Source organism: Priestia sp. 53B2 (assembly GCF_056099005.1).
This window is the reverse complement of record NZ_JBLZXA010000020.1, coordinates 1-24,412: the sequence shown is the minus strand read 5'-3', so window position 1 is coordinate 24,412 and position 24,412 is coordinate 1. Positions and strand designations below refer to the sequence as shown.

The following is a 24,412-nucleotide window of genomic DNA, read 5'->3' as shown; positions in this document are numbered from 1 at the left end:
GGTCCAGGTAATTAATTACCTGGACCTTTTTTAATCCTTGCGAAACAAACCAAAGATTCCCGTTGTCTGAACAATATTGGTAAATGCCTTAGGATCTACCTCTTTAATCACTCGTTCCAAGTCAAATAATTCATATCTAGTCAAAACAATCATTAGCATTTCTTTATCTTCATTTGTAAAGCCGCCTTTAGCCGGTACCGCCGTAATCCCTCGCACGAGTTTGGCGTGGATCGCCTTTCTTAGCTCCACTCCTTTTTTCGTTACGATCATTGCTGTAAGTTTGACATGACGCGTATGAATAACATCAATGACGCGAGTAGTTGTATAAAGCGTCACAAGCGTATAGAGTGACTTCTCAGCACCATATAAAAGACCTGCTAGCACGATAATAATTGCGTTTAATATGAACATATAAGTGCCAATTGGTCGGTCTTTTACTCGAGACAAAATCAGGGCAATAATATCGAGCCCACCAGTTGAAGCTCCAAATTTTAACGTAATTCCTACCCCCACCGCTAAAATAACGCCTCCAAAAACTGCGTTAAGGATGATGTCTTTAGAAAGTGCTTGAATAGGAATAATTCCAAGAAACAAAGTTGTTGCAGCAACGCTGATAAAGCTGTAAACAGTAAATGACTTCCCAACTTTTTTCCACCCTAAAATAGTTACAGGAATATTTAACAACAACAGCAGCACTCCAGTGGAAATAGTAAAAGGGGTGTAATCTGTCACGATACTCGAAACAAGCTGCGCTACTCCCGTAAAGCCGCTCGAATATACATTAGCAGGTATCAAAAACAAGTTGAGCGCAAGCGCATTCAATAATGCTCCTACCAAGACGACTATCGCTTTTTTTGCTTCAAGCCACATATTCAAATGACCGACCTCCGCTTTTTTAAAACTTCTTACTTTCTTATACCCATTTATAAAATGAATAAAGTCAGCACCTTTAAAATAGTTAGTACATATAGTATGTACGATTTGGCCGAATTAAAAAAACTTATTCAAAAATTGTATTTTCCTCAAAGTGCTTATACACTAATACTATGTCGTATATAACGCTTCTCAATGTTTATACATCAAACTCATTTAATATTTTATAAATGCAATTAGGAAGGTGACATTTATGTCAATTAAACTTTTAACCGATAGTGCAAGCGATTTGCCTTTATCCTTTTTTCAAGAAAATAACGTTGGCTTTTTACCGCTTCGCGTAAGCTTGGATAATCAAGAATTTTTAGATCTGCAAACGATTCAACCAGCTTCTGTCTACGAAGCCATCCGTAAAGGCAAAATGCCAAAAACATCTCAAGCCGCTCCAACTACTATGTATGAAGTCTTTGAGAACATAGCTAAATCAGATGATTCGTGCATTTATTTAGCTTTTTCTTCAGAATTATCCGGTACATATCAAACAGCAATGATGATTCGAGAAGAACTCCTAGAAAAATATCCTGATTTTCAATTAGAAATAATCGATACGAAATGTGCATCTCTTGGCCAAGGAGTAGTTACTTATTATGCAGCACAATTACTACAACAAAACCTCTCACTAGTAGAGATGACAGAAAAAATAAAACAATACGCTCTGCATATGGAGCATATTTTTACGGTCGATGACCTAGATTTTCTTGCTCAAGGAGGCCGCGTGAGCAAAGCTTCTGCTTTTGTAGGAGGTCTGCTTAATATTAAGCCGCTGCTTCATGTGGAAGATGGAAAATTGATTCCAATCGAAAAAATCCGCGGCCGTAAAAAAGTATTTAAACGCATGCTTGACGTGATGGAAGAGCGAGGAAAAAACCTCTCTTCTCAAACCATTGGAATTAGCCATGGAGATGATTTAGAAACAGCTCTTCAGCTGAAAGAGATGATTCAAGAACGTTTTGGAACCAAACATTTTATTATTAATATTATTGGTGCAGCCATAGGTTCTCACTCTGGCCCAGGGACGATTGCAGTCTTCTTTTTGAACGAAACCATCGAATAATTTAAAGAGGTCAGGGCATTCTAAAGGTACGATCAAAAAGGGGTGTATCACAATGCCAAAAACGAGCGATAACGATAAAAAAGCAAAAGATAATAACGCAAAGCTTCACGAAAAGAATCTGCAAACTAAGCATAACCGTGAGCTTGGAAAACATTCATTTTCTAAAAAAACTGATCACTTATAAAAAGAAGCCGCTGAATTTTCAGCGGCTTCTCCTTTTAGTTTTCTTCTTTTTTAAAATATGTCCATCCTTCTTCTTGATAAACTTTTCCTTCTTTCATCAGTTTACCAAGCGCACGTTTGAACGCAGCTTTACTCATATTAAAGCGCTCACGAATATCTTCTGGATAGCTTTTATCCCAAAATGGCATAACACCACCGCGGCTTTCCATGTAATCGTATAGTACTTGTGCATCTTCATCCATGCTTTCTTGCTTGCGAGGAAGAAGCGATACGTTTAGCGTTCCGTCTTCTTTTACATTAATTACGCGGCCTGTTACATACGTACCAAGCTTTGGTTCTTTGCGTCTCTCGCTTTCATGAATAAATCCAACATATCCTTCATCTGTCATAATAAATGAACCTACGCGCAGTACGCGATAGATGTATCCGCTCACTTCACGATTAAAAAGTTCGGGCGGAGCATCTAATGCCATTGCTTTCATCACATCATCTGTAGCAATTTTTCCATACATCTTACCGCGCTTTGAAATCTTCATTGTACAGTAAACCTTGTTTCCGGCTTCTGGCCACAGATCTTCTAGCGCAGGTAAGTCTGTTGAACCAATTAACATATCTTTGTTCATGCCGATATTTACAAACACGCCCAAACCTGGATTAACATCTACGACCTCAACCCACTCATAAACACCTTCTTCAACAAGAGGTAAGTGCATCGTTGCCGTTAAACGGTCATGCTGATCAAGGTATAGAAAAACTTCTACTTCTTCTCCTTCAGCAAGTTCTCTTGTTGTTTCATTTTTATGTAGCAAAATTTCTTCTTCACCTTCTGCTAACATATAACCAATCGGCGTTTCCCGGTTTACTGTTAAATACGCTTTCATCCCAGCTTCTACATTCATCGTTCTATCCATCCTTTATATAAATTAGTAGTGACTATTCCGTCACCACATACCTTCTCACTTTGCATCGAACAGCATTTTAAATTTCAAATCAACTTAAATGCATGCATTGTTTAAAAAAGCTGCTTCTATAGCTTACAACAAAAAGCATAACTTGTATTGTATCAATTACCGGCTCTCTATTCAATATCAGTTGTATACAGTTTGTGTTTTATTTATAATAAAAGAACAAACTCTTTACATATGGAGGTTATTATGGCTAAAGATAGTTCATTTGACATTGTGTCACAAGTCGATTTATCAGAGGTAACAAACGGCATTACCATGGCAACAAAAGAAATTAAAACCCGCTACGACTTTAAAGGCAGTAAAAGCGAAATCTCGCTTGAAAACGAAGAGCTTGTTCTTATTTCTGATGATGAATTTAAGCTTGAACAGTTAAAAGACGTACTGATCTCTAAGCTTATTAAACGCGGCGTACCTACACGCAATATCTCATATGGAAAAATTGAGAACGCCTCTGGAGGAACGGTTAGACAACGCGCCAAGCTAATTCAAGGTATCGACAAAGACAACGCTAAAAAGCTAAATACAATTATTAAAAATACTGGTTTAAAAGTAAAAAGCCAGATTCAAGATGATCAGCTTCGCGTAAGCGGTAAAAATCGTGATGACCTGCAGCAAATTATTTCAGCTATTCGCAGCGCTGATTTACCTATTGACGTACAATTTATTAATTACCGCTAAAAAAATGGATGCCCCGGCATTCATTTTTTCTTTTAAAGCCTTTTTTTATTCGTTCAGGCTTATTCCTATGCATAGATACACTTTCTTAACAAATACTAGTATACGCTTACATACTCATATTAATTAAGGAGTGTATACCAATGAATCAAAATCAAAATCAAAATCAAAACTTCCCTCCTCAGCATCAGCAAACTCAGCCAGGTATTGAGAAAGATATGCATCCAATCCCTATCTCTATCGCTCCAGACTATAAGGCAAGCGGAAAATTACAGAACAAAGTAGGTGTTATCACCGGAGGAGACAGCGGCATTGGACGTTCTGTCGCTTATCATTACGCTAAAGAAGGCGCAAATGTTGTCATAACCTATCTTAATGAACATGATGATGCAAATGAAACCAAAAAACAAGTTGAACGAATGGGAGCTTCTTGTTTGTTACTTGCTGGTGACATAGGAGATGAGCATTTTTGTCAAGAAGTCGTCTCAAAGGCCATTCAGACTTTCGGAAAAATAGACATCTTAGTCAATAATGCAGCTGAACAGCATCCTCAAAAAAGTATTACGGATATCACGACTGAACAGCTTACTCGTACGTTTCAAACGAATATTTTTTCAATTTTTCATCTGACCAAAGCTGCATTGCCTCATTTAAAACAAGGAAGCGCTATTATTAATACAACGTCTGTGACAGCTTACCATGGGCATGATCAGCTGATTGATTACTCTTCAACCAAAGGTGCTATCGTTGCTTTTACGCGTTCTTTATCAGCTTCGCTCGCAACAAAAGGCATTCGCGTAAACGGCGTAGCTCCGGGACCTATTTGGACACCTCTTATTCCGTCTACGTTCGACGAACAGCAAGTTGCGACATTTGGGTCTAATACACCTATGAAACGGGCAGGACAGCCTTCTGAGCTCGGACCGGCCTATGTATATTTGGCAAGCTCTGATTCTTCTTATATGTCCGGGCAAGTTCTGCACATTAATGGGGGATCCATTGTAAACGGATAACATTTCTCTTCGGTCATTCATTTATTTTTATGTGGAAACACTATCAGAATTCAGCTATTTTTGTTTAAATAGAGATATGAACACCGCTAAAGGAGAGTATTTGAATGACCGATACATTAAGCACTCTTAAACATATATATGAAACCATTTTAAATAAAGTCGATGCCGGTATCCATGCGGTCGATGAAACAGGAAAAACGATTATTTATAATGAAAAGATGACAAAGATGGAGCTGATGGATGAACAAGACGTTTTACATAAAAACTTGTTAGATGTGTTTATGTTCAAAGAAAATCAGCAAAGCACGCTTGTACAGGCGCTGCAAAAAGGAAAAGAAACGGTTAACGTCAAGCAAACGTATTTCAACAATCAAGGACAAGAAATCACGACGATTAATAATACTTTCCCTATTTTAAAAGACGGGGTCATTCAAGGAGCGGTTGAAATTGCTCAGGACGTGACGAAACTAGAGCGTCTAATCCGGCAAAACATTAGGCAAAAAGGAAACACACGCTTTACGTTTGATAGCATCATCGGAAACAGTCAAGCCGTTCACGATGTGATTGAAGACGCCAAGCGCGCTACTAGAACTCCTTCTTATGTCTTAATTATTGGAGAAACAGGCACGGGAAAAGAACTGTTTGCTCAAAGCATACATAATGGCAGCAGCCGCTCTTCTGCTCCTTTTATTTCACAAAACTGTGCTGCGCTACCGGATAATTTAATTGAAAGCCTTTTGTTCGGTACGAAACGCGGAGCTTTTACAGGTGCAATGGATAATCCTGGTCTTTTCGAACAAGCGCAAGGAGGCACATTACTGCTAGATGAAATCAACTCGTTAAACCCAAATCTTCAGGCTAAGCTTCTTCGAGTGCTGCAGGAAAAAACTGTACGAAGAATTGGGGATACAGTGGACAAACCGGTTAACGTTCGAGTGATCGCGAACATGAATGAAGATCCAATCGATGCGATTGCAGAAAACCGATTACGCAAAGACTTATATTATCGACTTGGCGTCGTGACGCTTTTTATTCCTCCTCTTCGTGAACGAAAAGAAGATATTATTGAATTAACAAAGTTTTTCATCAAAAAATACAATGATTTGTTTCAGATGAATGTAAAAACCGTAGATCACCAAGTCATGTCTTCTTTTCTCTCTTATGACTGGCCAGGGAACGTACGGGAATTAGAACACATTATTGAAGGTGCAATGAACTTGGTGATGGACGAAGATGTTATTCACTATTCTCACCTTCCTTTCCAATACAGAACGAAGTTCCAGCTAAAGCAGCATGAACATTTTGAAAATAAAGCAAGCAGTGACGCACCTTCTTATCCAAGCGCTTTTCACCCTTCTCTTCCTTTAAAGGAACAGCTGTTAGCGTTTGAAGCAGAATGTATTAAACAAACGCTTGAACAACACAATCACAACATCTCAAAAAGTGCTAAGATACTAGGGCTGACCAGACAAAGCTTGCAGTATCGTATGAAACGATTAAACATCCGCTCTAAATAAAAAAGAAGTGCACAGTGCACTTCTTTTTTATTTTGCTTTATAAACCGGTGAATCCGATTGTTTTTGATCAATATTTTTCTTGATTCCTACGTGATAATACACGTAGAGTACAATGATTAAAGGGACCCCACAGTAAAGACCAATTCGTTGATCCGGAATAAAAATTAAGCTGATTAATACAAGTCCATACAAACAAAAACCTAGAATAGGAACGAACGGATAAAGCGGCGTTTTAAATTTCAATTCCTTTATGTCTCCTCCTTCCGCTAAAAAACGACGGCGGAACATAAATTGAGAGGCACAAATGGACATCCAAACAATAATGGTCACCATTCCTGAAATCGAAATAAACCAAAGATATACGGTTTCAGCAGCCACGACGCTTGTAATCAACGAGCACCCTGAAATAATCATTGTCACAATTAACGCGTTAATTGGAACACCTTTTGAAGATAATTTTTTCAAAGGTTTTGGCCCCATATTGCTGTTTGACAGTGACCAAAGCATACGAGAAGCAGCATAAACGCCGGAGTTCGCCACTGATAGAACGGCTGTTAAAATGACAAAGTTCATGATATCCGCTGCGTATGGAATGCCAATTTGATCTAATACGGCAACAAACGGACTTTCAATGACGCCTGCTGTTTTGTATGGCAGAATAGAGACTAACACAAACATAGCTAACACAAAGAAAAACAGCGTTCTCCAAATGACATTTCGAATGGATCGCGGCAACGTTTTCTCAGGATTTTCACTTTCTCCTGCTGCAATACCGACAAGCTCCGTTCCTTGAAACGAGAAGTTAACCGTTACTAAAGTTAATAGAACTGCCAGTATTCCATTCGGAAAAAGACCTGCACCTTGGGTGAAATGCGAAAGAAACGGTGCAGGTTCTCCTCCTTTAAAGTCGATAAAACCAAAAACAGCAGCTCCTCCAATTAAAATAAATAGAATAATAGCGGTAACTTTAATGCTCGAAAACCAAAATTCCGTTTCAGCATAGCTTCGAGCGGAAAGAGCGTTAATTAAAAAGGTAATGACGCCAAAAATCAAGCACCATGACCATATAGGTACATCAGGAAACCACCTTTGCATTAAAATTCCTGCTGAAGTAAATTCAAGCCCTGTTGTATTTGCCCAGCTGAACCAGTACAGCCATCCAATCATAAAGCCTGTAGAAGGTCCTAAAAACTTTGTGGCATATTCTTGAAAGGAACCTGAAACCGGCATCGCTACCGCTAGCTCTCCTAAACAAAGCATAACTAAGTACATGAGGAAACCGCCTATTATATAAGCAAGAATGGCTCCACCTGCCCCTGCCTGGCTAATAGTAAAACCCGAACCTAAAAATAGTCCTGTCCCTATAACGCCTCCTAACGCAATCATAAATAAATGTCTGCTTTTCATTGTTCTCTGTAATTGGTTTTGTTCTGTATGTCTATTCATCGGTACCTCCGTTCTTCATTTTCTTATATGTGGTTTGTACAAGCATGCCTACTTTTTAGCATCTGAACAGTTGTTTCTTGAATCAACTTAGGAAGAACTCCGAACGAATAAGGCTTATACACTCGCTCTGTCCACTTATGTCCGTCTTTCCCATATACTCCTATATTGATGGACGGAATATTTAACTCTCGAATTTCACGGAAAGGAATCGCCCCTGCAATCCCCCACCCCGGAAAGTTACGTGTAAAAGCATCGATTTCCTCATCTGTCTCATGAAGAGATAAAAAGCTGCCATCCGCTAGGTAGGGAAAAAATTTTTTAAACTGAAACGTCTCTCCCATCTGTTTTCCAACCTTCTCCACAGCTGCTTGCAAGGGATAAAGAAGCTGCTGATCTCTGCTTTCGTCTTTCTTCAAGTGATTATGAGGCAAGTAAGGCGGTGCAAAAAAGACAATTACGCGCGGACTTTGATGCGGATCTAACTTTTGAAGTTCTTCAATTACTTTAAAGCACCTTGTTCTAAGTTCTAAATGCGCATACTGTTCGAAAGCTCGTTCAATACAAGCCTGAGCATTTATCCCTTTTTGATCCAATTCTTCCAGGTAATCTTCCAAACTCACAACATCCACTTTCCAAGACAAGTTTCGCTTTGGTAAATTCGTTCTTCGAACAAAAAGTTCGTAATAATCAGAAAGTTTTTTCTCCACTTTTTCACATGCTTCGATTGATAATCCAATTAATTGACTCATCACTTCTTTTGCCGTTCGTTCATAGATGAAATAGTTAAAATACAAATGACTGCTTACAGCGGTTTGCACATTATAAGCCTCTTTATTATCTCGTTGATACAGGCAGGAAGGTGGCAGTACCAGCTCTCCTTCAATATTTTCAGCTAGATTAATATTGTTATGGATGCTTCCCGTAATCTCAGATGCAATCAAATTAGGATCTATACCAGCAAGCGTATCTCCTACGTGTACCTCCCTTCCGTAAATATAAAAACATGGAAGCAGTTTCCCAGCGGCTCCTGTATAAATATAGCGCGTGGAATCTCCATCGTAAAGGGGTGTAATAAAGTCGGTATTAATCGCTGCTACATATAAAAGATTTTTTTCTTTTTTCAAACGGTTCAGTTCAGAAACAGCAGAAATAATTCCAGCATGCTGACTTTCCTCATCTGGGTTGACCATAAAAAGCACGTTTCCTTCTAATTGATCTGGATGCTTAGTAAAATGCAGCACATTGGCTAAATGTACAGCAATTCCACTTTGCATATCAACACTTCCTCTTCCAAACATCCATTCACCTGATTTGGCATCTCGCTGTACATCTTCATTAATATTATGCATAGAGAAATAGCGCTGAAGTTCTTCTGGATCTAACGCTATGTCTTTTAATGAACCAAAATCTTCGATGCCAACCGTATCTAAGTGCGCATGATAAATAATCGTTTGAGCATTCTTTCTGCTGCCTTGAATAAAAGCGAATACATTTTTTCTGCCTAGCGCATCGCCATTAATTTTCTGTTCCCAGACGTGAAGCGGATTGTCTTTGAAATAAGGAAAACTTTGAAGCGTGTTTTTAATAAAATCAGCAATCTTCACTTCACCGCTTGTCCCGTTGACACTTTTGATTTTAACTAACGCTTTTGTTAAACATTCAACTTGCTCTTCCATCCTTAGCCGTGAGAGTTGGGTATACACTTCTATTCCTCCTGCCTATCAAATAAAAACGTTATTTAGCTGCATATGAATAAAAATAGTACGATATATACATATCGTACTATTTTTATTTACTTTAGACCGATTACTCAGCAAATACTTTTTCAATTCGTTCAATCGCCCAGTCCAACTCTTCTTTTGAAATCGTTAACGGAGGCGCAAAACGAATTACCGTACTGTGCGTTTCTTTACAAAGCAAACCTTGTTCTTTTAATTTTTCACAATAAGGACGAGCCTCTTCATGTAATTCTACCCCAATGAATAGACCGCGGCCGCGCACTTCTTTAATAATTGGATTGCTTAAGCTTTGGAGCTTCTGTTTAAAATAAGAACCTAATTCTAATGAACGCGCTGGAAGTTCTTCGTCTTCAATTACTTCTAAAGCAGCTAATGACACGGCACAAGCAAGCGGATTTCCTCCAAACGTTGAACCATGAGAGCCAGGGTTAAAGACACTTAAAATGTCTTCATTAGCTACTACGCAAGAAATAGGAAAAACTCCGCCTCCAAGGGCTTTACCTAAAATCAGCATATCTGGTTCTACGCCTTCCCAATCACAAGCAAACATTTTGCCTGTACGCGCTAAGCCAACTTGGATTTCATCAGCAATAAATAGCACATTATGCTCTTTACATAAGTCAGCTGCAGCTTTTAAAAAGCCTTCTGGCGGTAAAACGATACCTGCTTCACCTTGAATTGGCTCAATTAAAAATGCGGCTGTATTTGGTGTAATAGCAGCTTTTAACGCTTCTAAATCACCGTAAGGAATGGTTTGAAGCCCTGGAAGCATCGGTCCAAAACCACGTTGATATTCTGCTTCAGACGATAAGGAAACAGCTGTCATTGTACGACCGTGGAAGTTGCCCACACACGCGATGATTTGTGCTTGATTTTCAGCAACGCCTTTCACATCGTAAGCCCAGCGGCGTGCAGCTTTAATAGCTGTTTCCACCGCTTCTGCTCCCGTATTCATTGGAAGAGCCATATTTTTATTTGTTAATTTACAAATCTTTTCATACCATGGACCAAGCTGATCATTATGAAACGCTCGTGATGTTAACGTTACTTTATCAGCTTGACGTTTTAATGCTTCAATAATTTTTGGATGGCGATGTCCTTGGTTAACAGCAGAATAAGCACTTAGCATATCCATATATTTATTATTTTCTGGATCGTGTACCCATACGCCTTCTGCCTTTTCAATTACAATCGGCAGCGGATGATAGTTGTGTGCCCCAAATTTTTCTGTTTGCTCAATGATTTTCACCGTTTTTTGTGTTTCAGTTGTCATATTTACTCCTCCTTATTTTCCAATTAGAATGTTTCAGATGTTGTTTTTGCTTGCATGTGAAGAACAAGATAATCCGGTCCGCCTGCTTTTGAATCCGTTCCTGACATATTAAATCCGCCAAAAGGCTGGTACCCAACAATCGCTCCTGTACATCCTCTGTTAAAATACAGATTTCCAACATGGAACTCTTCACGGGCGCGCTCAATATGCTCGCGGTTATTTGATAATAAAGCGCCTGTTAATGCATATTCTGTATTGTTTGCAATCTCCATCATATGATCAAAATCTCGCGCTTTAGAGAATGCTACTACCGGACCAAAAATTTCTTCTTGCATGAGACGAGCTTTTTCATCTACATCCGCAAAAATAGTTGGCTGAATAAAGTATCCAGTTGAATTGTCTGCTTCTCCTCCCGCAACAAGCCGTCCTTCTTCTTTTCCAATTTCAATATACGATAATACTTTGTTATACGAAGCCTCGTGAATAACAGGTCCCATATAAGTTGAAACTTCTTCCGGGTTTCCAACGGTTAATGTTTTTGTTAGCGCAACTGCTTTTTCAAGGACTTCATCATACACATCTTGATGCACAACAGCACGAGAACCAGCGGAGCACTTTTGCCCTGCAAAACCAAATGCAGAGTATACGATTGAAGAAGCAGCTAAATCAAGATCCGCATCTTTGTCTACAACCACCGTATCTTTTCCGCCCATTTCAGCAATAACGCGTTTTATCCATTTTTGGCCCGGCTGTACTTTTGCTGCTCTTTCGTAAATGCGGCAACCTACTGCGCGCGAGCCGGTAAATGAAACAAAGCGTGTTTTTGGATGTTCAACTAAGTAGTCACCGATTTCAGGTGTAGCACCAGGAATAAAGTTTAATACGCCTTTCGGTAAACCTGCTTCTTCCATTACTTCTACAAATTTCGCTGCTACTACAGGAGTGGCATCAGCTGGCTTTAATAAAATCGTGTTGCCTGTTACAATAGCTGCTACTGCTGTTCCAGCCATAATAGCTAACGGGAAGTTAAATGGTGAAATGATAATACCTACGCCAAGCGGAATATAATTGTACTGATTATACTCACCGTCTCGACTTTGTACTGGAGAACCATCTTTTAATGTCAGGACTTGACGTGCATAGTACTCTAAAAAATCAATTGCTTCTGCTGTATCAGCATCTGCTTCGTTCCAAGGCTTTCCTGCTTCTTTTACAAGATAGCTAGAAAATTCATGCTTTCTGCGACGGATGATGGCCGCTGCACGGAAAAGAATATCTGCTCGATGTTCTACTTTCCATTTTTTCCACGTTTCAAAAGCTTTTAAAGCTGACTGCATCGCTTGCTCTGCTAGATCTTTATTTACTGTAGAGACATATCCAATCACTTCTTTTATATTCGCTGGGTTAACAGACGTAATTTTCTCTTCAGTTTCCACTTTTTCACCGTCGATCACAAGCGGGTACGTTTTGCCAAGCTGTGTATTTACATATGTTAATGCTTCTTGAAATGCCTTTTTATTGTTTTCGTCCTTAAAATTTGTAAATGGTTCATGAGAATAAGAAACTACCATGATATATACCTCCTAGTATGCAAATCTTTGTTTACTTTATAGTTATGCAAATAGCGTGCCAACTTTTAATAAAACTTTACAGCCTATTTGTCATCAAGGTTTTCACCACTTCTATCATTCTTTCTTTTTGATAAAGGAAAAAATAATTGGCATGTGTATATTTTTTTGCACTTTAAACGCCAATATTTTTGGCATAAAGAATATATTGAGACATACCTAAATCAACCCAATCACCAGCTAAGAAGCAGCTACCCACGTTTACCCTACCAACAAAAAAATCCGAACAAGTTTGATTCTCCATCAAGAATCAAACTCGTTCGGATCTTCCTTCAACTACAATACTTTTGTTACAGCCTCTTTTCTATTTGTATATAAAGTTATCTTTTCGTCATTTGAATGGTTTTACAGGAATGTCTTTTAATCATTTTGTGAGGAACGCGCACTTGTTCTGCAACAGCATATGGCGTTTCAATCTGCTTAATCAAGCAGCGTACAGCCTGATAACCAAGTTCAAAAATATTAATATCAATAGATGTGAGAGCAGGTCTAGCCATTTCGGCGATCAGAACATTATTAAAACTGACAATCGAAATGTCTTCAGGAACTGCAATCCCCATTTCATCCAATGTATTTAAAACGCCTAATGCCATTAGATCGTCTGCTACTACTAGAGCCGTTGGACGTTCTTTTAGAGATAAAAGTTCGCAAACAGCTTCTTTTCCTCCCTTCTGTAGAAATTCTTCATGAATCACATACTCGTCCCGGTAAGGAATGTTTGCTTTTTGAATCGCTTTATCATAGCCAGTTAAACGGTCAATGGTAACGACTAATTCAAGACTTCCGCCAATAAAAGCAATACGCTCATGCCCAGATTCAATTAAATATTCCGTCGCTTCTTTTCCAGCTTTAAAATTATCATTATCAACAAACGTGATGCTTTCACTATGTTTAAACGGCTTTCCGATAACTACAAACGGCACGCTCTGTTCTTGCAAATAAGAAAGTACTTGATCATCAACTTTGGAGTACAGCAAAATTAATCCATCCACTCGTCTCCCCTGTACCATTTGAACAACTTCTGCAAAAATCTCTTCTTCCGTTTCTCCAGTGGACATATAAATCGCTCTTTTGTTTTCGTGAGCTCCAGTGCTGATTCCTCTTAGCACTTCGGGAAAGAATGGATTTTGAAACACCTTGTCTGCTGAGCTCGGCATCACTAGGCCGACTGCCTCTGTCGTTTGATTTGCTAGACTTCGCGCAATAATATTTGGGTGATAACCAAGTTCTTTCATAGCCGATCGCACGCGCTGTTTTGTTTTTTCACTAATTCTTGAGCTGTCTGCAATGACGCGAGATACCGTCGAAGGGGCTACATTTGCTAAATTTGCCACATCTTTTATTGTTACACCCATAATTCCACCTCTTAATTATGTTTTCTTCATTAATACTTATCCAATATAATTTGACAACTACGACGCGCTGTCCTTTTTACGAGATTGAGAAATTTTCTTTTCTTTTCTTCTTTTTGAAGATGCTTTGTACAAAAAGATGCCAAATCCCGTATAAACAGCAGCAACCGCTGCGATATATCCAATATTAAACCCTGACTTTTTCACTACTTTATATACATTTGTGGTCTCAGGCTCCAATGAAATGTTGTATACATCGTCAACGGGTCGTATAATTCCTTCCGTTATTAACCCTCTTAGTTCATTTTCTTTTCCAACTTTTTTAAGCGGGACATTAATGGCCGACGTTTCCTTTGTATTATTAACCACAACAAATGTCGTTTCGTCCTTATACCTTCTCTTGTATACAGCCACACCTTTTTGCTCAGACACAAGGGTAAAGCTTCCTTTTCGAAGAGAAGGCGACTTTGCTCTAAGTTCAGCCAGTTTTTTTAAATGATCTATAATATCGGGATTAGCTAAAAAATTCATCATGCCATAATTTTCTGCTCCCTTTCCCCCATTCAGCGCAATTTCCGTTCCATAAAAAACGATTGGTACACTCGGCGAAGTATAAAGATAGGAAAGCCCTTGCTTTGTTCGGGCTCCAGGATGATTTTCACTCTTTAATGCTTGTGCTGTAAAACGTGTGCTATGAACATCATCTAAAAAATTGGCTAAAGGCTGATTACTTCCTTTTCCCCACTTGTCATACAACATTTTCTGCGGACGATTAGTACCGCTAAACGTAGCAGCAGTGGCTTCGGCTAGCGTTCTATCTACAAGCAAATCCACTCCTAACGAATCAGCCTGCTCATTTTTTTTTAATGGTTGCCCGTTTATTTCTCCTATTAATAGAAAAGAAGGATCCATGCTTTTTAGCGTCTGAGAAAAGGATGAAATAAATGCAGAAGGAGCTTGATCGATATCTTTAACGTAATATCCGTCAATATCTGCTTGTTTGCTCCACCAAGCAGCATTTTTAATAAGGTATTTCTGCACAGCGCTTTCTTTTAAATTAAGGTGAGGCAATGCTTTAATTACTTCGTTATCTGTACCGGATTCATTACTTATCCATGTTTGTTTTCCTTTATCTGCTACCCAGGTATGATTGTTACTGATTGTCAAAGGAAATTCGACCATAATTTTTATATTGCGCTCATGTGCTTTCTTCACAAGATTTTGTAAGTCTTTTAACGTTCCAAAATGATCGTCTATTTTATAATGGTTGGTCACCGCATATCCATGATAGCCTGTCTCATCATTTTCCATAAAAGGAGTTAATAAAACAGCGGTAAATCCCATCTCTTGAATATAGTCTAGCTTTTGTGCTATTCCCTGTAAATCGCCTCCATAATAGGCATCTGAGCGTTCATAGTTAACATCTCGATCATTCTGTTCACTTCCGTTATAAAAACGGTTAATCATCAATGAGTATATTACCTCATCACGTATATCTTTATGATCTTGCGCTGAGGCGCTGCTTCCAAAAAGCAATAATAGTATAAGTAGCATACTTGTCCTTTTCCATTTCATCTATTCTCCTCCTATAGACGAACTGTTTCAAACTCACTTTTGTTTCCATTATAACGTTAACGCTTACATTATTGTTAAATAAGTTGATAAAAACAAAAAAAGTGATTAAAAGTTTTTACTTTTAATCACTTTTTTTCATCTATATACTGCTATACCGTCTCATTTACGTTCGATATATGAGGTTTATCCGATACTTTACCAACTTTATTCAATCGATCAATCAATCCAACACCAAATTCAGGATGAAGATTACCGTCTCCTGTCGCTACAAAACTTTCACGAAATTCGTATGCGGATGAACCATGTTCAGCAAAATCTAAACCAGCAATTTCTTCTTCACTTGATACTCGAATAGAAGAAAAACGCGTGAGAACAAATAAGAATAACCCAACCGTTCCAATTGTCCAGCCCATCACAGCTATAATTCCAAGAGCTTGAATACCTAATAGCTGTACGCCACCACCATAAAATAAACCATTAGCCGTATCAAACAGCCCCACTGCTAACGTCCCCCAAATACCGCAAATTCCATGAACAGTAATAGCACCAACTGGATCATCTAACTTCATTTTGCTATCGATAAAATGCACAGCTTCTACTAGAATAATTCCTGCAATTAGCCCAATGACGATCGCACCAGGAATCGATACGTTTGCTGTTCCAGCTGTAATCCCTACAAGTCCAGCTAAGGCACCGTTTAATGTTAAGCTAGCGTCAATACGTTTGTAGCGAAACTTTGTATATAAAGCAGAAGACAGGACTCCGCATGACCCAGACATTAATGTAGTTGCGATAATTCCTGGTACAAGGGCAGGATCCGCTGCTAATGTACTTCCTCCATTAAATCCAAACCAGCCAAACCAGAGGATAAATACACCTAAGGCGCCAAGTGGAATATTATGTCCTTGAATAGCATTGACTTTTCCATCGCTTCCATACTTTCCAAGACGCGCTCCTAGAAAAGTAACTGCTACAGCCGCACCAAGAGCTCCAGTCAAATGAACAACTGTCGACCCTGCAAAATCTACAAAGCCTAGTTTAGACAACCATCCTCCTCCCCATACCCAGTGACCTACAACTGGATAAATAACAGCTACCATAGCAATTGTGAGCACCATATAGCTGGATAATTTCATACGTTCTGCTACCGCTCCTGAAATAATCGTAGCGCACGTTGCTGCAAAAACAAGTTGGAAGACAAAAAAGCTCATTTGATCGTTTTCTCCATTTAAAAAGAAACCGCTCGAACCGATAAATCCTCCTTTAGAACTTCCAAACATAAGCGCAAAACCAACCACAAAATACAAGACGGAAGACACAGCTACCGTTAGCATATTTTTCATTAAGATATTAAGCGAATTTTTCGAACGAGTGAAGCCTGTTTCAACCATCGCAAACCCTGCGTGCATTAAAAACACAAGTACTGCCCCAAACATTACCCACATCATGTCAATTGATGCGCTGACTGATTCAACAGTTGGGTCAGCCGCATTAACGCGTGTTGCCGCCAACAAACTAATAAACAAAGCCGCACTAATTTTCTTTTTCAACGCTTAACTCCCCCTCTATTAAAATAACACTCTCTTTTTATAAAATAGCCTCTACACCTGCTTCTCCTGTTCTAATTCGTACAGCATCCTCTACCGGATATACAAAAACCTTTCCGTCGCCTATTTGATTCGTAGAACAAATTGATTGAATGATCTTAATGACTTCATCAACTTGTTCTGTTTCTAAAATCATTTCTACCTTGACTTTAGGTACTAGTTTGATTTCAAAACTTTGTCCCCTGAACAGTCCCTGCTCTCCTTTTTGCTGACCGCATCCTGCTACTTCTGAGACCGTTAATCCGTTTATTCCTACTTCCTCTAATTTTACGCGCAGCGCTTGAAATTTTTCTGGACGAATGATGGCTTCTACTTTTTTCATCGTAACCCCTCTTCCATGTTAGTTTTATTAACATTTAATGTTATGTATATTATCATATAGATAATTTTCTGAATATTCAAGTTAATATGTGATAAAAATGAGACTTTTTTCTTATTTACATAATAGTTAACGCTTTCATATCTTTTCAAAAAAAAAGCAACGCAAAGGAAAAGTAATTCCTTTGCGTTACCCCGTAGAAATAGATGTCATAATTTTCTTTTTCACTTGACTTGTGACAAAGTGCTTTTCTGTAAATACGTCATAATTTTCTTTTCGAATTTTATCAAGAATCGCTCGGTATAAATGCGCCGCTCCTGTAAGAGGTAAACGAGAAGCCACCGGATATTTATGAATCGACTGAAGTCCTTTTAGATAATACATTTCAGCTTCTTTGGCCAGGTGCTCCCACATCTCTATAAACTCAGAAGTGACCCACCGGTTCTCTAATAGCATGCGCGTATATCCGTAAGAATTCATAAGGTCTTTCGGTAAATAAATGCGCCCTCGCTCTAAGTCTTCCCCAACATCTCTTAAAATGTTGGTCAGCTGCATCGCAATGCCTAATGCAACTGCTTCTTCTTCTAAATCTTTATGAGTAGTTGGAGCTAAAATCGGTAAAAGCATTAACCCTACCGTACTCGCTACGTGATAAGAGTATGTTTTCACTTCATCAAGCGTATCGTATTCTTTTTTTACTAAATCCATTCTCTGGCCGGTAATCATATCATCAAACGCTTGAACATTCATCTCATATTGTTCGAATACATTGCGCAGAGCTACCCACATGGCGCTTTCGTTTAATAGTTCTCCATTTTTAAATCGGGCAAATTCTGATTCGAATTGCTGCAGCTCTATTTCAGGGTTGCATCCTTCATCTACAATATCATCGACTTGACGGCAAAATGCATATACTGCCCATACTGCCTTTCTTTGTTTTGACGGCAGCATGGAAAAAGCTTTGTAAAACGTTTTTGAGTTTTCTTTAATAATTTCTTCACACTGATTGTACGCTTTGTCTAACGAAATGTTCATCATATAGGACCCCTTTCTCTATTAAAGGATAAACCATCATTTCCTTATGGCTTACAAGATCTTAAGAAAGCTTTGCAACCGTTTGAACAGATGATTGTTCAATAAGATGATCAGCTAACATTTTTGCTCCTTGCATAACAATCGGCACGCCTCCGCCTGGATGAATAGATGCTCCGACCGCAAAAACATTTTTATATTCGTACGGCTGGTACTGGGGTCTGAATACGCCCGATTGAAACAGCTCAGGAGCAATACCAAAGCTTCCTCCTTCGTAAAGTCCAAATGCTTGAGCATCATTTGGCGTGCGTACTTTTACCCACTCTATTTCTTTACGAAGCTCTTCAAACCCTTTTTCTTCTAAAGTTCGAATGATTTCATCAACAAAATCTTGCTGATTGCTCCAATCAATGTGGCCACCGGATGGAACCGGTACAAGCGCATATAGCACACTTTTCCCTTCAGGGGCTAACGATGGATCAATAACAGAGGGATTAAATGTATAAATAGCGGGATCTTCAGGAATCGTTTTATGCTTAAACACTGCTTCCATATGTTTAGCCAAATCATTGCCCATAAAGTATTGATGCACATTGTGATGATCATATTTTCTCTTCAAACCAAGATAAAGCAGCAGACAGCTGGACGAAGGCATATACTTCTTTTCTTTTTTTCGAGCAATTTTCGCCATATTAGGAAAGTCGCCATTTAAAACAACTTGATCAAATGGATAAAGTTTTTCGTCAACAATAACCCCTTCCGTCTTGTCTCCTGATATAGAAAGCTCTTGAACCACCTTATTCAAATGAATGTTTACACCTTGCTCTATCAGCGCCTTTTCAAGAAGTGGCACAAGACTTGCGTATCCGCCTTTTACGTAATAGATGCCATGAGCATGCTCACTGTAAGGAACAAGGGAATAAATAGCTGGCGCCGAATAAGGATTTCCTCCAATATAGAGAGATTGCAGCGAATAGGCATCTACTAGACGTTCATCATGGAAATACGTTGAAACAAATTTTCTCATTGATTTATTTGCATTCATTTTTTTTAATGCCTTGATGTTTTGCCATGTCCAAAAATCTCGTTTATTTACAAATGTTTTTTCCAAAAATGCCTTACTTCCTAATTCAAATCGCTTTTTTAATTCAGACATAAAACGCCGGTAGTTTTGCTCTTCGCCTGGAAACAAACGGCTAATCTCCTCTAACTGATCTTTTTCAGTCGCTTTTTTTGTATAGGTCGTACCGTCTGGAAAATGAATATCATAAAGTGGATCACAGCGTATTAGTTCATATTGAGAAGCAGAAATGCCTGCTTCATCTAAAATACGTTCAAGCATTAAAGGCAGTAAGACAATCGTGGGACCTTCATCAATTTTATAGCCGTCTTTTTCTACAAACGCCAGCCGACCGCCCAGCTTGTTTTCTTTTTCGAAAATATCAACAGAAAATCCTCGTTTCCTTAATAACAAAGCGGTAATTAAACCGCCTATGCCGCCTCCAACAATTGCTGTTCTCATAATGCACTCTCCATTTCCTTCATGGTTTTAAACGGCTCATTCAGTAATTGTCCGTCTCTTTTTAAGATGAGCTTTGTCGTAATGCGAGATGATTCCAGAATAGTTGGTAGACCGCTCCCTGGATGAGTTCCTCCTCCAACTAGCCAGCAATTTTCTAATTCTTCAAATTTATTATGCGGACGCAGCACCATCATTTGAGTGAGCTGATGTCCAAGGTTAAATGTCGCTCCTTTATAGACCAGCACGTCTTCTTCCCACTGCTTTGGTGAAATGATTTTTTCAACTTCAATATGACTCTCTAAATCTTTGAAACCCGTTTTCTTTTCTACAATTTTTAATACTGCATCCCGAAAATCTTTTTGTTTTTCATCCCAGTTTACACCGCTGAAATTATTTGGAACCGGCGCTAAAATATAAAGAGCAGACTTTCCTTCTGGTGCTAAAGTTGGGTCTGTTATACCTGGGTTTTGGATGTAGATAGAAGGGTCTTCTGAAAGAGCTAGCGTTTTTGTGATCTCTTCTACATTTTTTTTATAATCTTCAGCAAACACAATCGTGTGATGAGGCAGATCTTTGTACTGTTTGTCTATGCCTAGATAAATCATGAAAGTAGAACAAGAGTATTTTTTCTTTTCAAGTTTTTTAACTGCATATTTTTTAAGGGTGCCTTCATCTATTAAATTCGTCATTGCATGAGCAAAATCTCCATTAATAATGACGTCGTCTGCCCCTATTCGCTCTCCATTTTCTAGAATAATTCCTTTTACTCTCTTATTTTCAATCCATAGTTTTTGGACACCTTGGTTTAAGTGGATGTGCCCTTGATGTTCTTCCACTACTTTTGCCATTGCTTGAGATAGTTGGTTTACTCCTCCTATTGGATGGAAGATACCGTAAGCGTGTTCCATAAACGATAAAATAGAAAAGGCTCCTGGACATTCCCAAGGGGACATTCCCAAGTACTTCGATTGAAAAGTAAAAGCTAATTTCAATTTCTCATCAGTGAAATACTTGCCAAGTACCTCATAGAGCGTTTTACCTAAGGATAAATGCGGCAGTGCTCGAATTGCTTCAGGCTTTAAATAGTGATGAAAACGATCCATCTCGCCCTGCAATAAAGGCAGCAAAGCCGCCATCTTTGCTTCGGTGTCTTTCATAAAGCGCTCGTAGCCTTCTCCGTTTCCTGGGTATAAACGTTCGATTTCTTCTTTCATCTTTTTATGGTTATCCGTCATCTGAATCTGCGCATCATCGAAAATAAGCTCATACATGAGATTTAGACGTTTTAAGTCCATATAATCATGCGCATTGCGATTAGCAGCTTGAAATAATTCTTCAAAAATCTGTGGCATGCTCAAAAATGTAGGACCCATATCAAACGTATAACCTGACATTTTAATCGCTGAATTTCGCCCGCCCACGTATCCTTGCTTTTCATATACATCTACTTTATAGCCATGACTTGCTAACAGCATCGCTGCCGCTAGTCCTCCTGGACCTGCTCCAATCACGATTACGTTTTTTTGCATACATACACTCCTAATCCTATACAATAGTTATACAAACATTATACAAAGCTTTATTATTAAACACAACGATAAACTGCTTGTCTTTATTCGAATCATAAAATTACCAATAACTAAACCATTAAAATATGACGTTTGTACCATTTTTCCAGGGTTTCAGTACACTTTCCCTTTATTTGGTGCTTTCAAGCTTTTATTTTATATCTATGTAAAGTTATACAAAAATAGACTGCGGTCTTCTTCTCTAGTTAAACGTGCAAAAAAGAGAAACAGATGACTTATTTCATAAAAAAAACCCTCTGTACTGCGAGGGTTCTGTCATTCAACAATTTGAATATTATTGTGAGTAAACCAGACGTGAATTTGAGCTAGATGAGCTAGCAGCTGAGGTCCTGTCATTAATTGACCAAACCACGGTGCTTTAAATCCTTCTCCGCCTGTATCAATAATATGCTTTAACTGTTGCTTATCAAAAAATTCATGAAGAGGTGACTGTTTATCTTGTAAAAGAGATTGAAGCCATACAGTTACAGCTTTTGTATAAGCTGGGTTATGCGTTTTAGGATAAGGGCTTTTCTTGCGATAAAGAACATCATGAGGCAAAATTCCTTCAAGCGCTTTGCGTAAAATTCCTTTCTCTTTATTGCCCGTCATTTTCATCTCCCACGGAATATTCCATGCATATTCCACAAGGCGATGATCTGCAAAAGGTACGCGTACTTCTAAGCTCGCGCCCATGCTCATACGATCTTTACGATCTAATAAAGTTGTCATAAACCAAATCTGATTTAAATAAAACAGCTTTCTCCGCTGCGCATCTTCTAACGATTCACCTTCTAATTCAGGCACTTCCTTTAATGTTTCTTCATATCTTGCACGCACATAATCTTCTAGCTGTAATTTCTTTCTCCATGAACTTTGCAGCAAATCAATTCGAGCATCTAATGAACGCATCCACGGGAAGGTATCCGAAGACAAATCATGTTTTCGGTGAAACCACGGATATCCTCCAAAAATTTCATCCGCACATTCTCCTGATAAGCTCACGACAAAATCTTGTTTGATTTCACGGCAAAACCAAAGCAGCGATGAATCTACATCAGCCATTCCAGGAAGGTCTCTCACCTCTACAGCCTCTGTTAAATGCTGCACAAGGTCCTCCGTTGAAATAATGCAGCGGTGATGATTTGTTTGAAACGTATCCGACATGAGCTTGATATAAGTCCCATCAGAATTTGGCTGAAACTCATTTGCTTTAAAAAATTTATCATTGTCTTCATAATCGATAGAATACGTATGAAGAGAGCCCTTGCCGCTTTCTTTGAACGCATTTGCAGCAATTGCTGTAATGGCGCTTGAATCTACTCCACCTGATAAAAATGTACAAACCGGGACATCCGACACTAGCTGTCTTACAATCGCGTCTTGCACTAAAAATTTAACTTTTTCTGTAGTTTCACCTAAATCATCTGTATGCTGCTCACTTTTTACGTTCCAGTATCGCCAAATCTTCAACCCGTCACGCGTAAGCGTGAGCGCGTGAGCCGGGCGCAATTCATTTATTTCTTTAAATACGCCGTGGCCGGGAGAACGAGAAGGTCCTAAGCCAAACACTTCTGCTAATCCATCTAATCCTACTTCCGCTTTCACCTCAGGATGAGCTAATATCGCTTTTAATTCAGATGCAAATTGAACTCCACCTTCATAAGATCGATAGAATAAGGGCTTCACTCCCATTCTGTCGCGTGCTATAAATAATTTTTCATTGGCTTCATCCCAGATTGAAAAAGCAAAGATACCATTAAAATGATCTACGCATGATTCTTTCCATTCTATATAAGATGTTAGAAGTACTTCCGTATCTGAATGTCCCTGAAATTGATAACCTCTTTTTAGTAATTCTTTCCGAATATCTTCTGTGTTGTAAAGCTCTCCATTATAGCAAAGCGTATAGAGCTGTTCATTTTTTTCTCGTGTCATCGGCTGTCTTCCGCCTTGAGGATCTACTACAACTAAGCGTTTGTGCCCAAAAGCAACATGCTGCTGTGTCCATACGTTGGTGTCATCAGGACCTCTTTTCGATAAAGTGTCAGCCATTTTTGTTATTGTTGCTGTTTCATTTAAAAGCGATCGCTTTAAGTCGACCCAACCCGTTATACCACACATCGTTTATCATCCTTTCTTTCACGCTCTTGTTTATGAATGAAATAATGCCATTGTATGCACGCAATAGTTACAGTTGAATTGTCCTTATATTTTATTTTCACTTTCGAGTTATAAAGAGAGCTTTTTTAGGCAATAAAAAAATATGGATAAATTTCACACGGAGGTTTGATTATGAATCATTATTCTAAACAACAAGCTCTGAACAATCAGCCGCGTTCCTTCGTGATTGGTACGGTTGAATGTGTTGATTCACAGTGGATTTTCTTTGAAGATGAAAGTGACGAAGCTTCCATGCTCCATGAAGTAATGGATGATACATTAGAACTTCTTATTGATACACGCTGGGAAAAAGCCATTATGGTTGATGACCGTCAAATAAAGCTTCACGATGGAACGTATTTATTGCGAAATGGGGATAAGCTAAGACTGACTAAAAAGCTACCTTATGCATACGAACAGCTTCTTCAATCACTACCGAAAGAGACCTTTTTATCATTCACTCAGCACTTAAATTCATTAAAATTCTCTCTTTATGATTGTATTTACTGTCACAACACATTATGTTTTTTACCGACAGACGGTGATACAAAAGGTGCTAATTTTATCATTTATGACAATGAGGAAAAAATTTGTGCCGTTCAGCATTTATTCGAACGAGGCACGCATCACCTAGATCGATTTGAATATACCGTTAATGATGGAGAACGTTCAATGAATCTTTTTTTAGATTAAAGCAAAAGAAAAAAGCTATCTTATCTGAACTGCACCCCAATTGTTAGACAAAGAAACTCTAATGATTGGGGTGCTTGTATGTCTAGACATACATTTGAAGATAAGTTGAAGGCTATTGATTTGTACCTAAATAAGCGCAACTCATATAGGGA

General features: G+C 38.6%; 20 protein-coding genes. 6 read left to right on the top strand and 14 right to left on the bottom strand.

Annotated elements, in window-relative coordinates:
- Positions 1 to 30: 30 nt before the first annotated feature.
- On the bottom strand, positions 31 to 870 hold the full coding sequence (locus ACN6NE_RS14320) for a YitT family protein (RefSeq protein ID WP_042992588.1): 840 nt from the start codon (positions 868 to 870) through the stop codon (positions 31 to 33).
- A 256-nt stretch (positions 871 to 1,126) separates the two neighbouring features.
- On the opposite strand from ACN6NE_RS14320, the gene ACN6NE_RS14315 reads away from it, so the two are divergent.
- Together ACN6NE_RS14315 and ACN6NE_RS14310 are read left to right on the top strand one after the other, a co-directional pair.
- Positions 1,127 to 1,987 carry a DegV family protein gene (locus ACN6NE_RS14315; protein ID WP_474325725.1) on the top strand — a complete coding sequence of 287 codons (861 nt, stop codon included), beginning with the start codon at positions 1,127 to 1,129 and terminating at the stop codon, positions 1,985 to 1,987.
- A 52-nt stretch (positions 1,988 to 2,039) separates the two neighbouring features.
- Positions 2,040 to 2,171, top strand: a complete 132-nt coding sequence (locus tag ACN6NE_RS14310; RefSeq protein WP_129706206.1) for a DUF3941 domain-containing protein — start codon at positions 2,040 to 2,042, stop codon at positions 2,169 to 2,171.
- Between the two features lie 34 nt (positions 2,172 to 2,205).
- Here the strand turns inward: ACN6NE_RS14310 and ACN6NE_RS14305 are convergent, their stop codons facing one another.
- A complete protein-coding gene (locus tag ACN6NE_RS14305; RefSeq protein WP_129706204.1) occupies positions 2,206 to 3,069 on the bottom strand; it encodes a CvfB family protein in 864 nt (287 codons plus the stop codon).
- 255 nt (positions 3,070 to 3,324) lie between these two features.
- On the opposite strand from ACN6NE_RS14305, the gene ACN6NE_RS14300 reads away from it, so the two are divergent.
- The 3 genes from ACN6NE_RS14300 (at position 3,325) to ACN6NE_RS14290 (ending at position 6,343) form a co-directional block, all read left to right on the top strand.
- Positions 3,325 to 3,816 carry a YajQ family cyclic di-GMP-binding protein gene (locus ACN6NE_RS14300; protein ID WP_013055376.1) on the top strand — a complete coding sequence of 164 codons (492 nt, stop codon included), beginning with the start codon at positions 3,325 to 3,327 and terminating at the stop codon, positions 3,814 to 3,816.
- Between the two features lie 140 nt (positions 3,817 to 3,956).
- Positions 3,957 to 4,826 (top strand): SDR family oxidoreductase, encoded by an 870-nt coding sequence (locus tag ACN6NE_RS14295; protein ID WP_474325723.1) that lies wholly within the window; start codon positions 3,957 to 3,959, stop codon positions 4,824 to 4,826.
- 104 nt (positions 4,827 to 4,930) lie between these two features.
- Positions 4,931 to 6,343, top strand: coding sequence for a sigma-54 interaction domain-containing protein (locus ACN6NE_RS14290; RefSeq protein ID WP_129706200.1), 1,413 nt, complete (start codon positions 4,931 to 4,933; stop codon positions 6,341 to 6,343).
- Between the two features lie 27 nt (positions 6,344 to 6,370).
- Here ACN6NE_RS14290 and ACN6NE_RS14285 read toward each other — a convergent pair whose 3' ends face one another.
- From ACN6NE_RS14285 to asnB, 12 genes are all read right to left on the bottom strand, one after another.
- Positions 6,371 to 7,789: an amino acid permease gene (locus tag ACN6NE_RS14285; protein ID WP_129706198.1), complete on the bottom strand. Its 1,419-nt coding sequence runs from the start codon at positions 7,787 to 7,789 to the stop codon at positions 6,371 to 6,373.
- 23 nt (positions 7,790 to 7,812) lie between these two features.
- The gene (locus ACN6NE_RS14280) at positions 7,813 to 9,492 is read right to left on the bottom strand and encodes a M20/M25/M40 family metallo-hydrolase (protein ID WP_129706196.1); all 1,680 of its coding nucleotides are present in this window, start codon (positions 9,490 to 9,492) and stop codon (positions 7,813 to 7,815) included.
- A 103-nt stretch (positions 9,493 to 9,595) separates the two neighbouring features.
- Positions 9,596 to 10,801 (bottom strand): ornithine--oxo-acid transaminase, encoded by a 1,206-nt coding sequence (locus ACN6NE_RS14275; protein ID WP_129706194.1) that lies wholly within the window; start codon positions 10,799 to 10,801, stop codon positions 9,596 to 9,598.
- 23 nt (positions 10,802 to 10,824) lie between these two features.
- Positions 10,825 to 12,372: an L-glutamate gamma-semialdehyde dehydrogenase gene (gene pruA / locus ACN6NE_RS14270; protein WP_474325721.1), complete on the bottom strand. Its 1,548-nt coding sequence runs from the start codon at positions 12,370 to 12,372 to the stop codon at positions 10,825 to 10,827.
- Positions 12,373 to 12,749: 377 nt separating this feature from the next.
- Positions 12,750 to 13,784, bottom strand: coding sequence for a LacI family DNA-binding transcriptional regulator (locus tag ACN6NE_RS14265; RefSeq protein WP_129706192.1), 1,035 nt, complete (start codon positions 13,782 to 13,784; stop codon positions 12,750 to 12,752).
- Positions 13,785 to 13,841: 57 nt separating this feature from the next.
- On the bottom strand, positions 13,842 to 15,356 hold the full coding sequence (locus ACN6NE_RS14260) for an alpha-amylase family glycosyl hydrolase (RefSeq protein ID WP_474325719.1): 1,515 nt from the start codon (positions 15,354 to 15,356) through the stop codon (positions 13,842 to 13,844).
- A gap of 149 nt (positions 15,357 to 15,505) precedes the next feature.
- Entirely contained in the window at positions 15,506 to 16,906 is a 1,401-nt protein-coding gene (locus ACN6NE_RS14255; RefSeq protein ID WP_474325717.1) for an ammonium transporter, read from the bottom strand.
- 37 nt (positions 16,907 to 16,943) lie between these two features.
- Positions 16,944 to 17,285: a P-II family nitrogen regulator gene (locus ACN6NE_RS14250; RefSeq protein WP_025749925.1), complete on the bottom strand. Its 342-nt coding sequence runs from the start codon at positions 17,283 to 17,285 to the stop codon at positions 16,944 to 16,946.
- 186 nt (positions 17,286 to 17,471) lie between these two features.
- Positions 17,472 to 18,320, bottom strand: coding sequence for a phytoene/squalene synthase family protein (locus tag ACN6NE_RS14245; RefSeq protein WP_129706185.1), 849 nt, complete (start codon positions 18,318 to 18,320; stop codon positions 17,472 to 17,474).
- A gap of 58 nt (positions 18,321 to 18,378) precedes the next feature.
- Positions 18,379 to 19,836, bottom strand: a complete 1,458-nt coding sequence (locus tag ACN6NE_RS14240; RefSeq protein ID WP_129706183.1) for a phytoene desaturase family protein — start codon at positions 19,834 to 19,836, stop codon at positions 18,379 to 18,381.
- Complete coding sequence (locus tag ACN6NE_RS14235; protein ID WP_129706181.1) at positions 19,833 to 21,365, bottom strand: phytoene desaturase family protein; 1,533 nt, start codon at positions 21,363 to 21,365, stop codon at positions 19,833 to 19,835. Before ACN6NE_RS14235 ends, ACN6NE_RS14240 begins: the two co-directional genes overlap by 4 nt.
- A gap of 315 nt (positions 21,366 to 21,680) precedes the next feature.
- Positions 21,681 to 23,528 (bottom strand): asparagine synthase (glutamine-hydrolyzing), encoded by a 1,848-nt coding sequence (gene asnB / locus ACN6NE_RS14230; protein ID WP_129706179.1) that lies wholly within the window; start codon positions 23,526 to 23,528, stop codon positions 21,681 to 21,683.
- Positions 23,529 to 23,699: 171 nt separating this feature from the next.
- On the opposite strand from asnB, the gene ACN6NE_RS14225 reads away from it, so the two are divergent.
- Positions 23,700 to 24,260, top strand: a complete 561-nt coding sequence (locus ACN6NE_RS14225; protein ID WP_013055361.1) for a DUF2777 domain-containing protein — start codon at positions 23,700 to 23,702, stop codon at positions 24,258 to 24,260.
- The last annotated feature ends 152 nt before the right edge of the window (positions 24,261 to 24,412 follow it).

Bases quoted from the DNA above. Each gene is read 5' to 3' on its own strand.
- ACN6NE_RS14320 (WP_042992588.1), bottom strand. From the start codon at position 870: ATGTGGCTTGAAGCAAAAAAAGCGATAGTCGTCTTGGTAGGAGCATTA.
- ACN6NE_RS14315 (WP_474325725.1), top strand. From the start codon at position 1,127: ATGTCAATTAAACTTTTAACCGATAGTGCAAGCGATTTGCCTTTATCC.
- ACN6NE_RS14310 (WP_129706206.1), top strand. From the start codon at position 2,040: ATGCCAAAAACGAGCGATAACGATAAAAAAGCAAAAGATAATAACGCA.
- ACN6NE_RS14305 (WP_129706204.1), bottom strand. From the start codon at position 3,069: ATGAATGTAGAAGCTGGGATGAAAGCGTATTTAACAGTAAACCGGGAA.
- ACN6NE_RS14300 (WP_013055376.1), top strand. From the start codon at position 3,325: ATGGCTAAAGATAGTTCATTTGACATTGTGTCACAAGTCGATTTATCA.
- ACN6NE_RS14295 (WP_474325723.1), top strand. From the start codon at position 3,957: ATGAATCAAAATCAAAATCAAAATCAAAACTTCCCTCCTCAGCATCAG.
- ACN6NE_RS14290 (WP_129706200.1), top strand. From the start codon at position 4,931: ATGACCGATACATTAAGCACTCTTAAACATATATATGAAACCATTTTA.
- ACN6NE_RS14285 (WP_129706198.1), bottom strand. From the start codon at position 7,789: ATGAATAGACATACAGAACAAAACCAATTACAGAGAACAATGAAAAGC.
- ACN6NE_RS14275 (WP_129706194.1), bottom strand. From the start codon at position 10,801: ATGACAACTGAAACACAAAAAACGGTGAAAATCATTGAGCAAACAGAA.
- pruA (WP_474325721.1), bottom strand. From the start codon at position 12,372: ATGGTAGTTTCTTATTCTCATGAACCATTTACAAATTTTAAGGACGAA.
- ACN6NE_RS14265 (WP_129706192.1), bottom strand. From the start codon at position 13,784: ATGGGTGTAACAATAAAAGATGTGGCAAATTTAGCAAATGTAGCCCCT.
- ACN6NE_RS14260 (WP_474325719.1), bottom strand. From the start codon at position 15,356: ATGAAATGGAAAAGGACAAGTATGCTACTTATACTATTATTGCTTTTT.
- ACN6NE_RS14250 (WP_025749925.1), bottom strand. From the start codon at position 17,285: ATGAAAAAAGTAGAAGCCATCATTCGTCCAGAAAAATTTCAAGCGCTG.
- ACN6NE_RS14245 (WP_129706185.1), bottom strand. From the start codon at position 18,320: ATGATGAACATTTCGTTAGACAAAGCGTACAATCAGTGTGAAGAAATT.
- ACN6NE_RS14240 (WP_129706183.1), bottom strand. From the start codon at position 19,836: ATGAGAACAGCAATTGTTGGAGGCGGCATAGGCGGTTTAATTACCGCT.
- ACN6NE_RS14235 (WP_129706181.1), bottom strand. From the start codon at position 21,365: ATGCAAAAAAACGTAATCGTGATTGGAGCAGGTCCAGGAGGACTAGCG.
- asnB (WP_129706179.1), bottom strand. From the start codon at position 23,528: ATGTGTGGTATAACGGGTTGGGTCGACTTAAAGCGATCGCTTTTAAAT.
- ACN6NE_RS14225 (WP_013055361.1), top strand. From the start codon at position 23,700: ATGAATCATTATTCTAAACAACAAGCTCTGAACAATCAGCCGCGTTCC.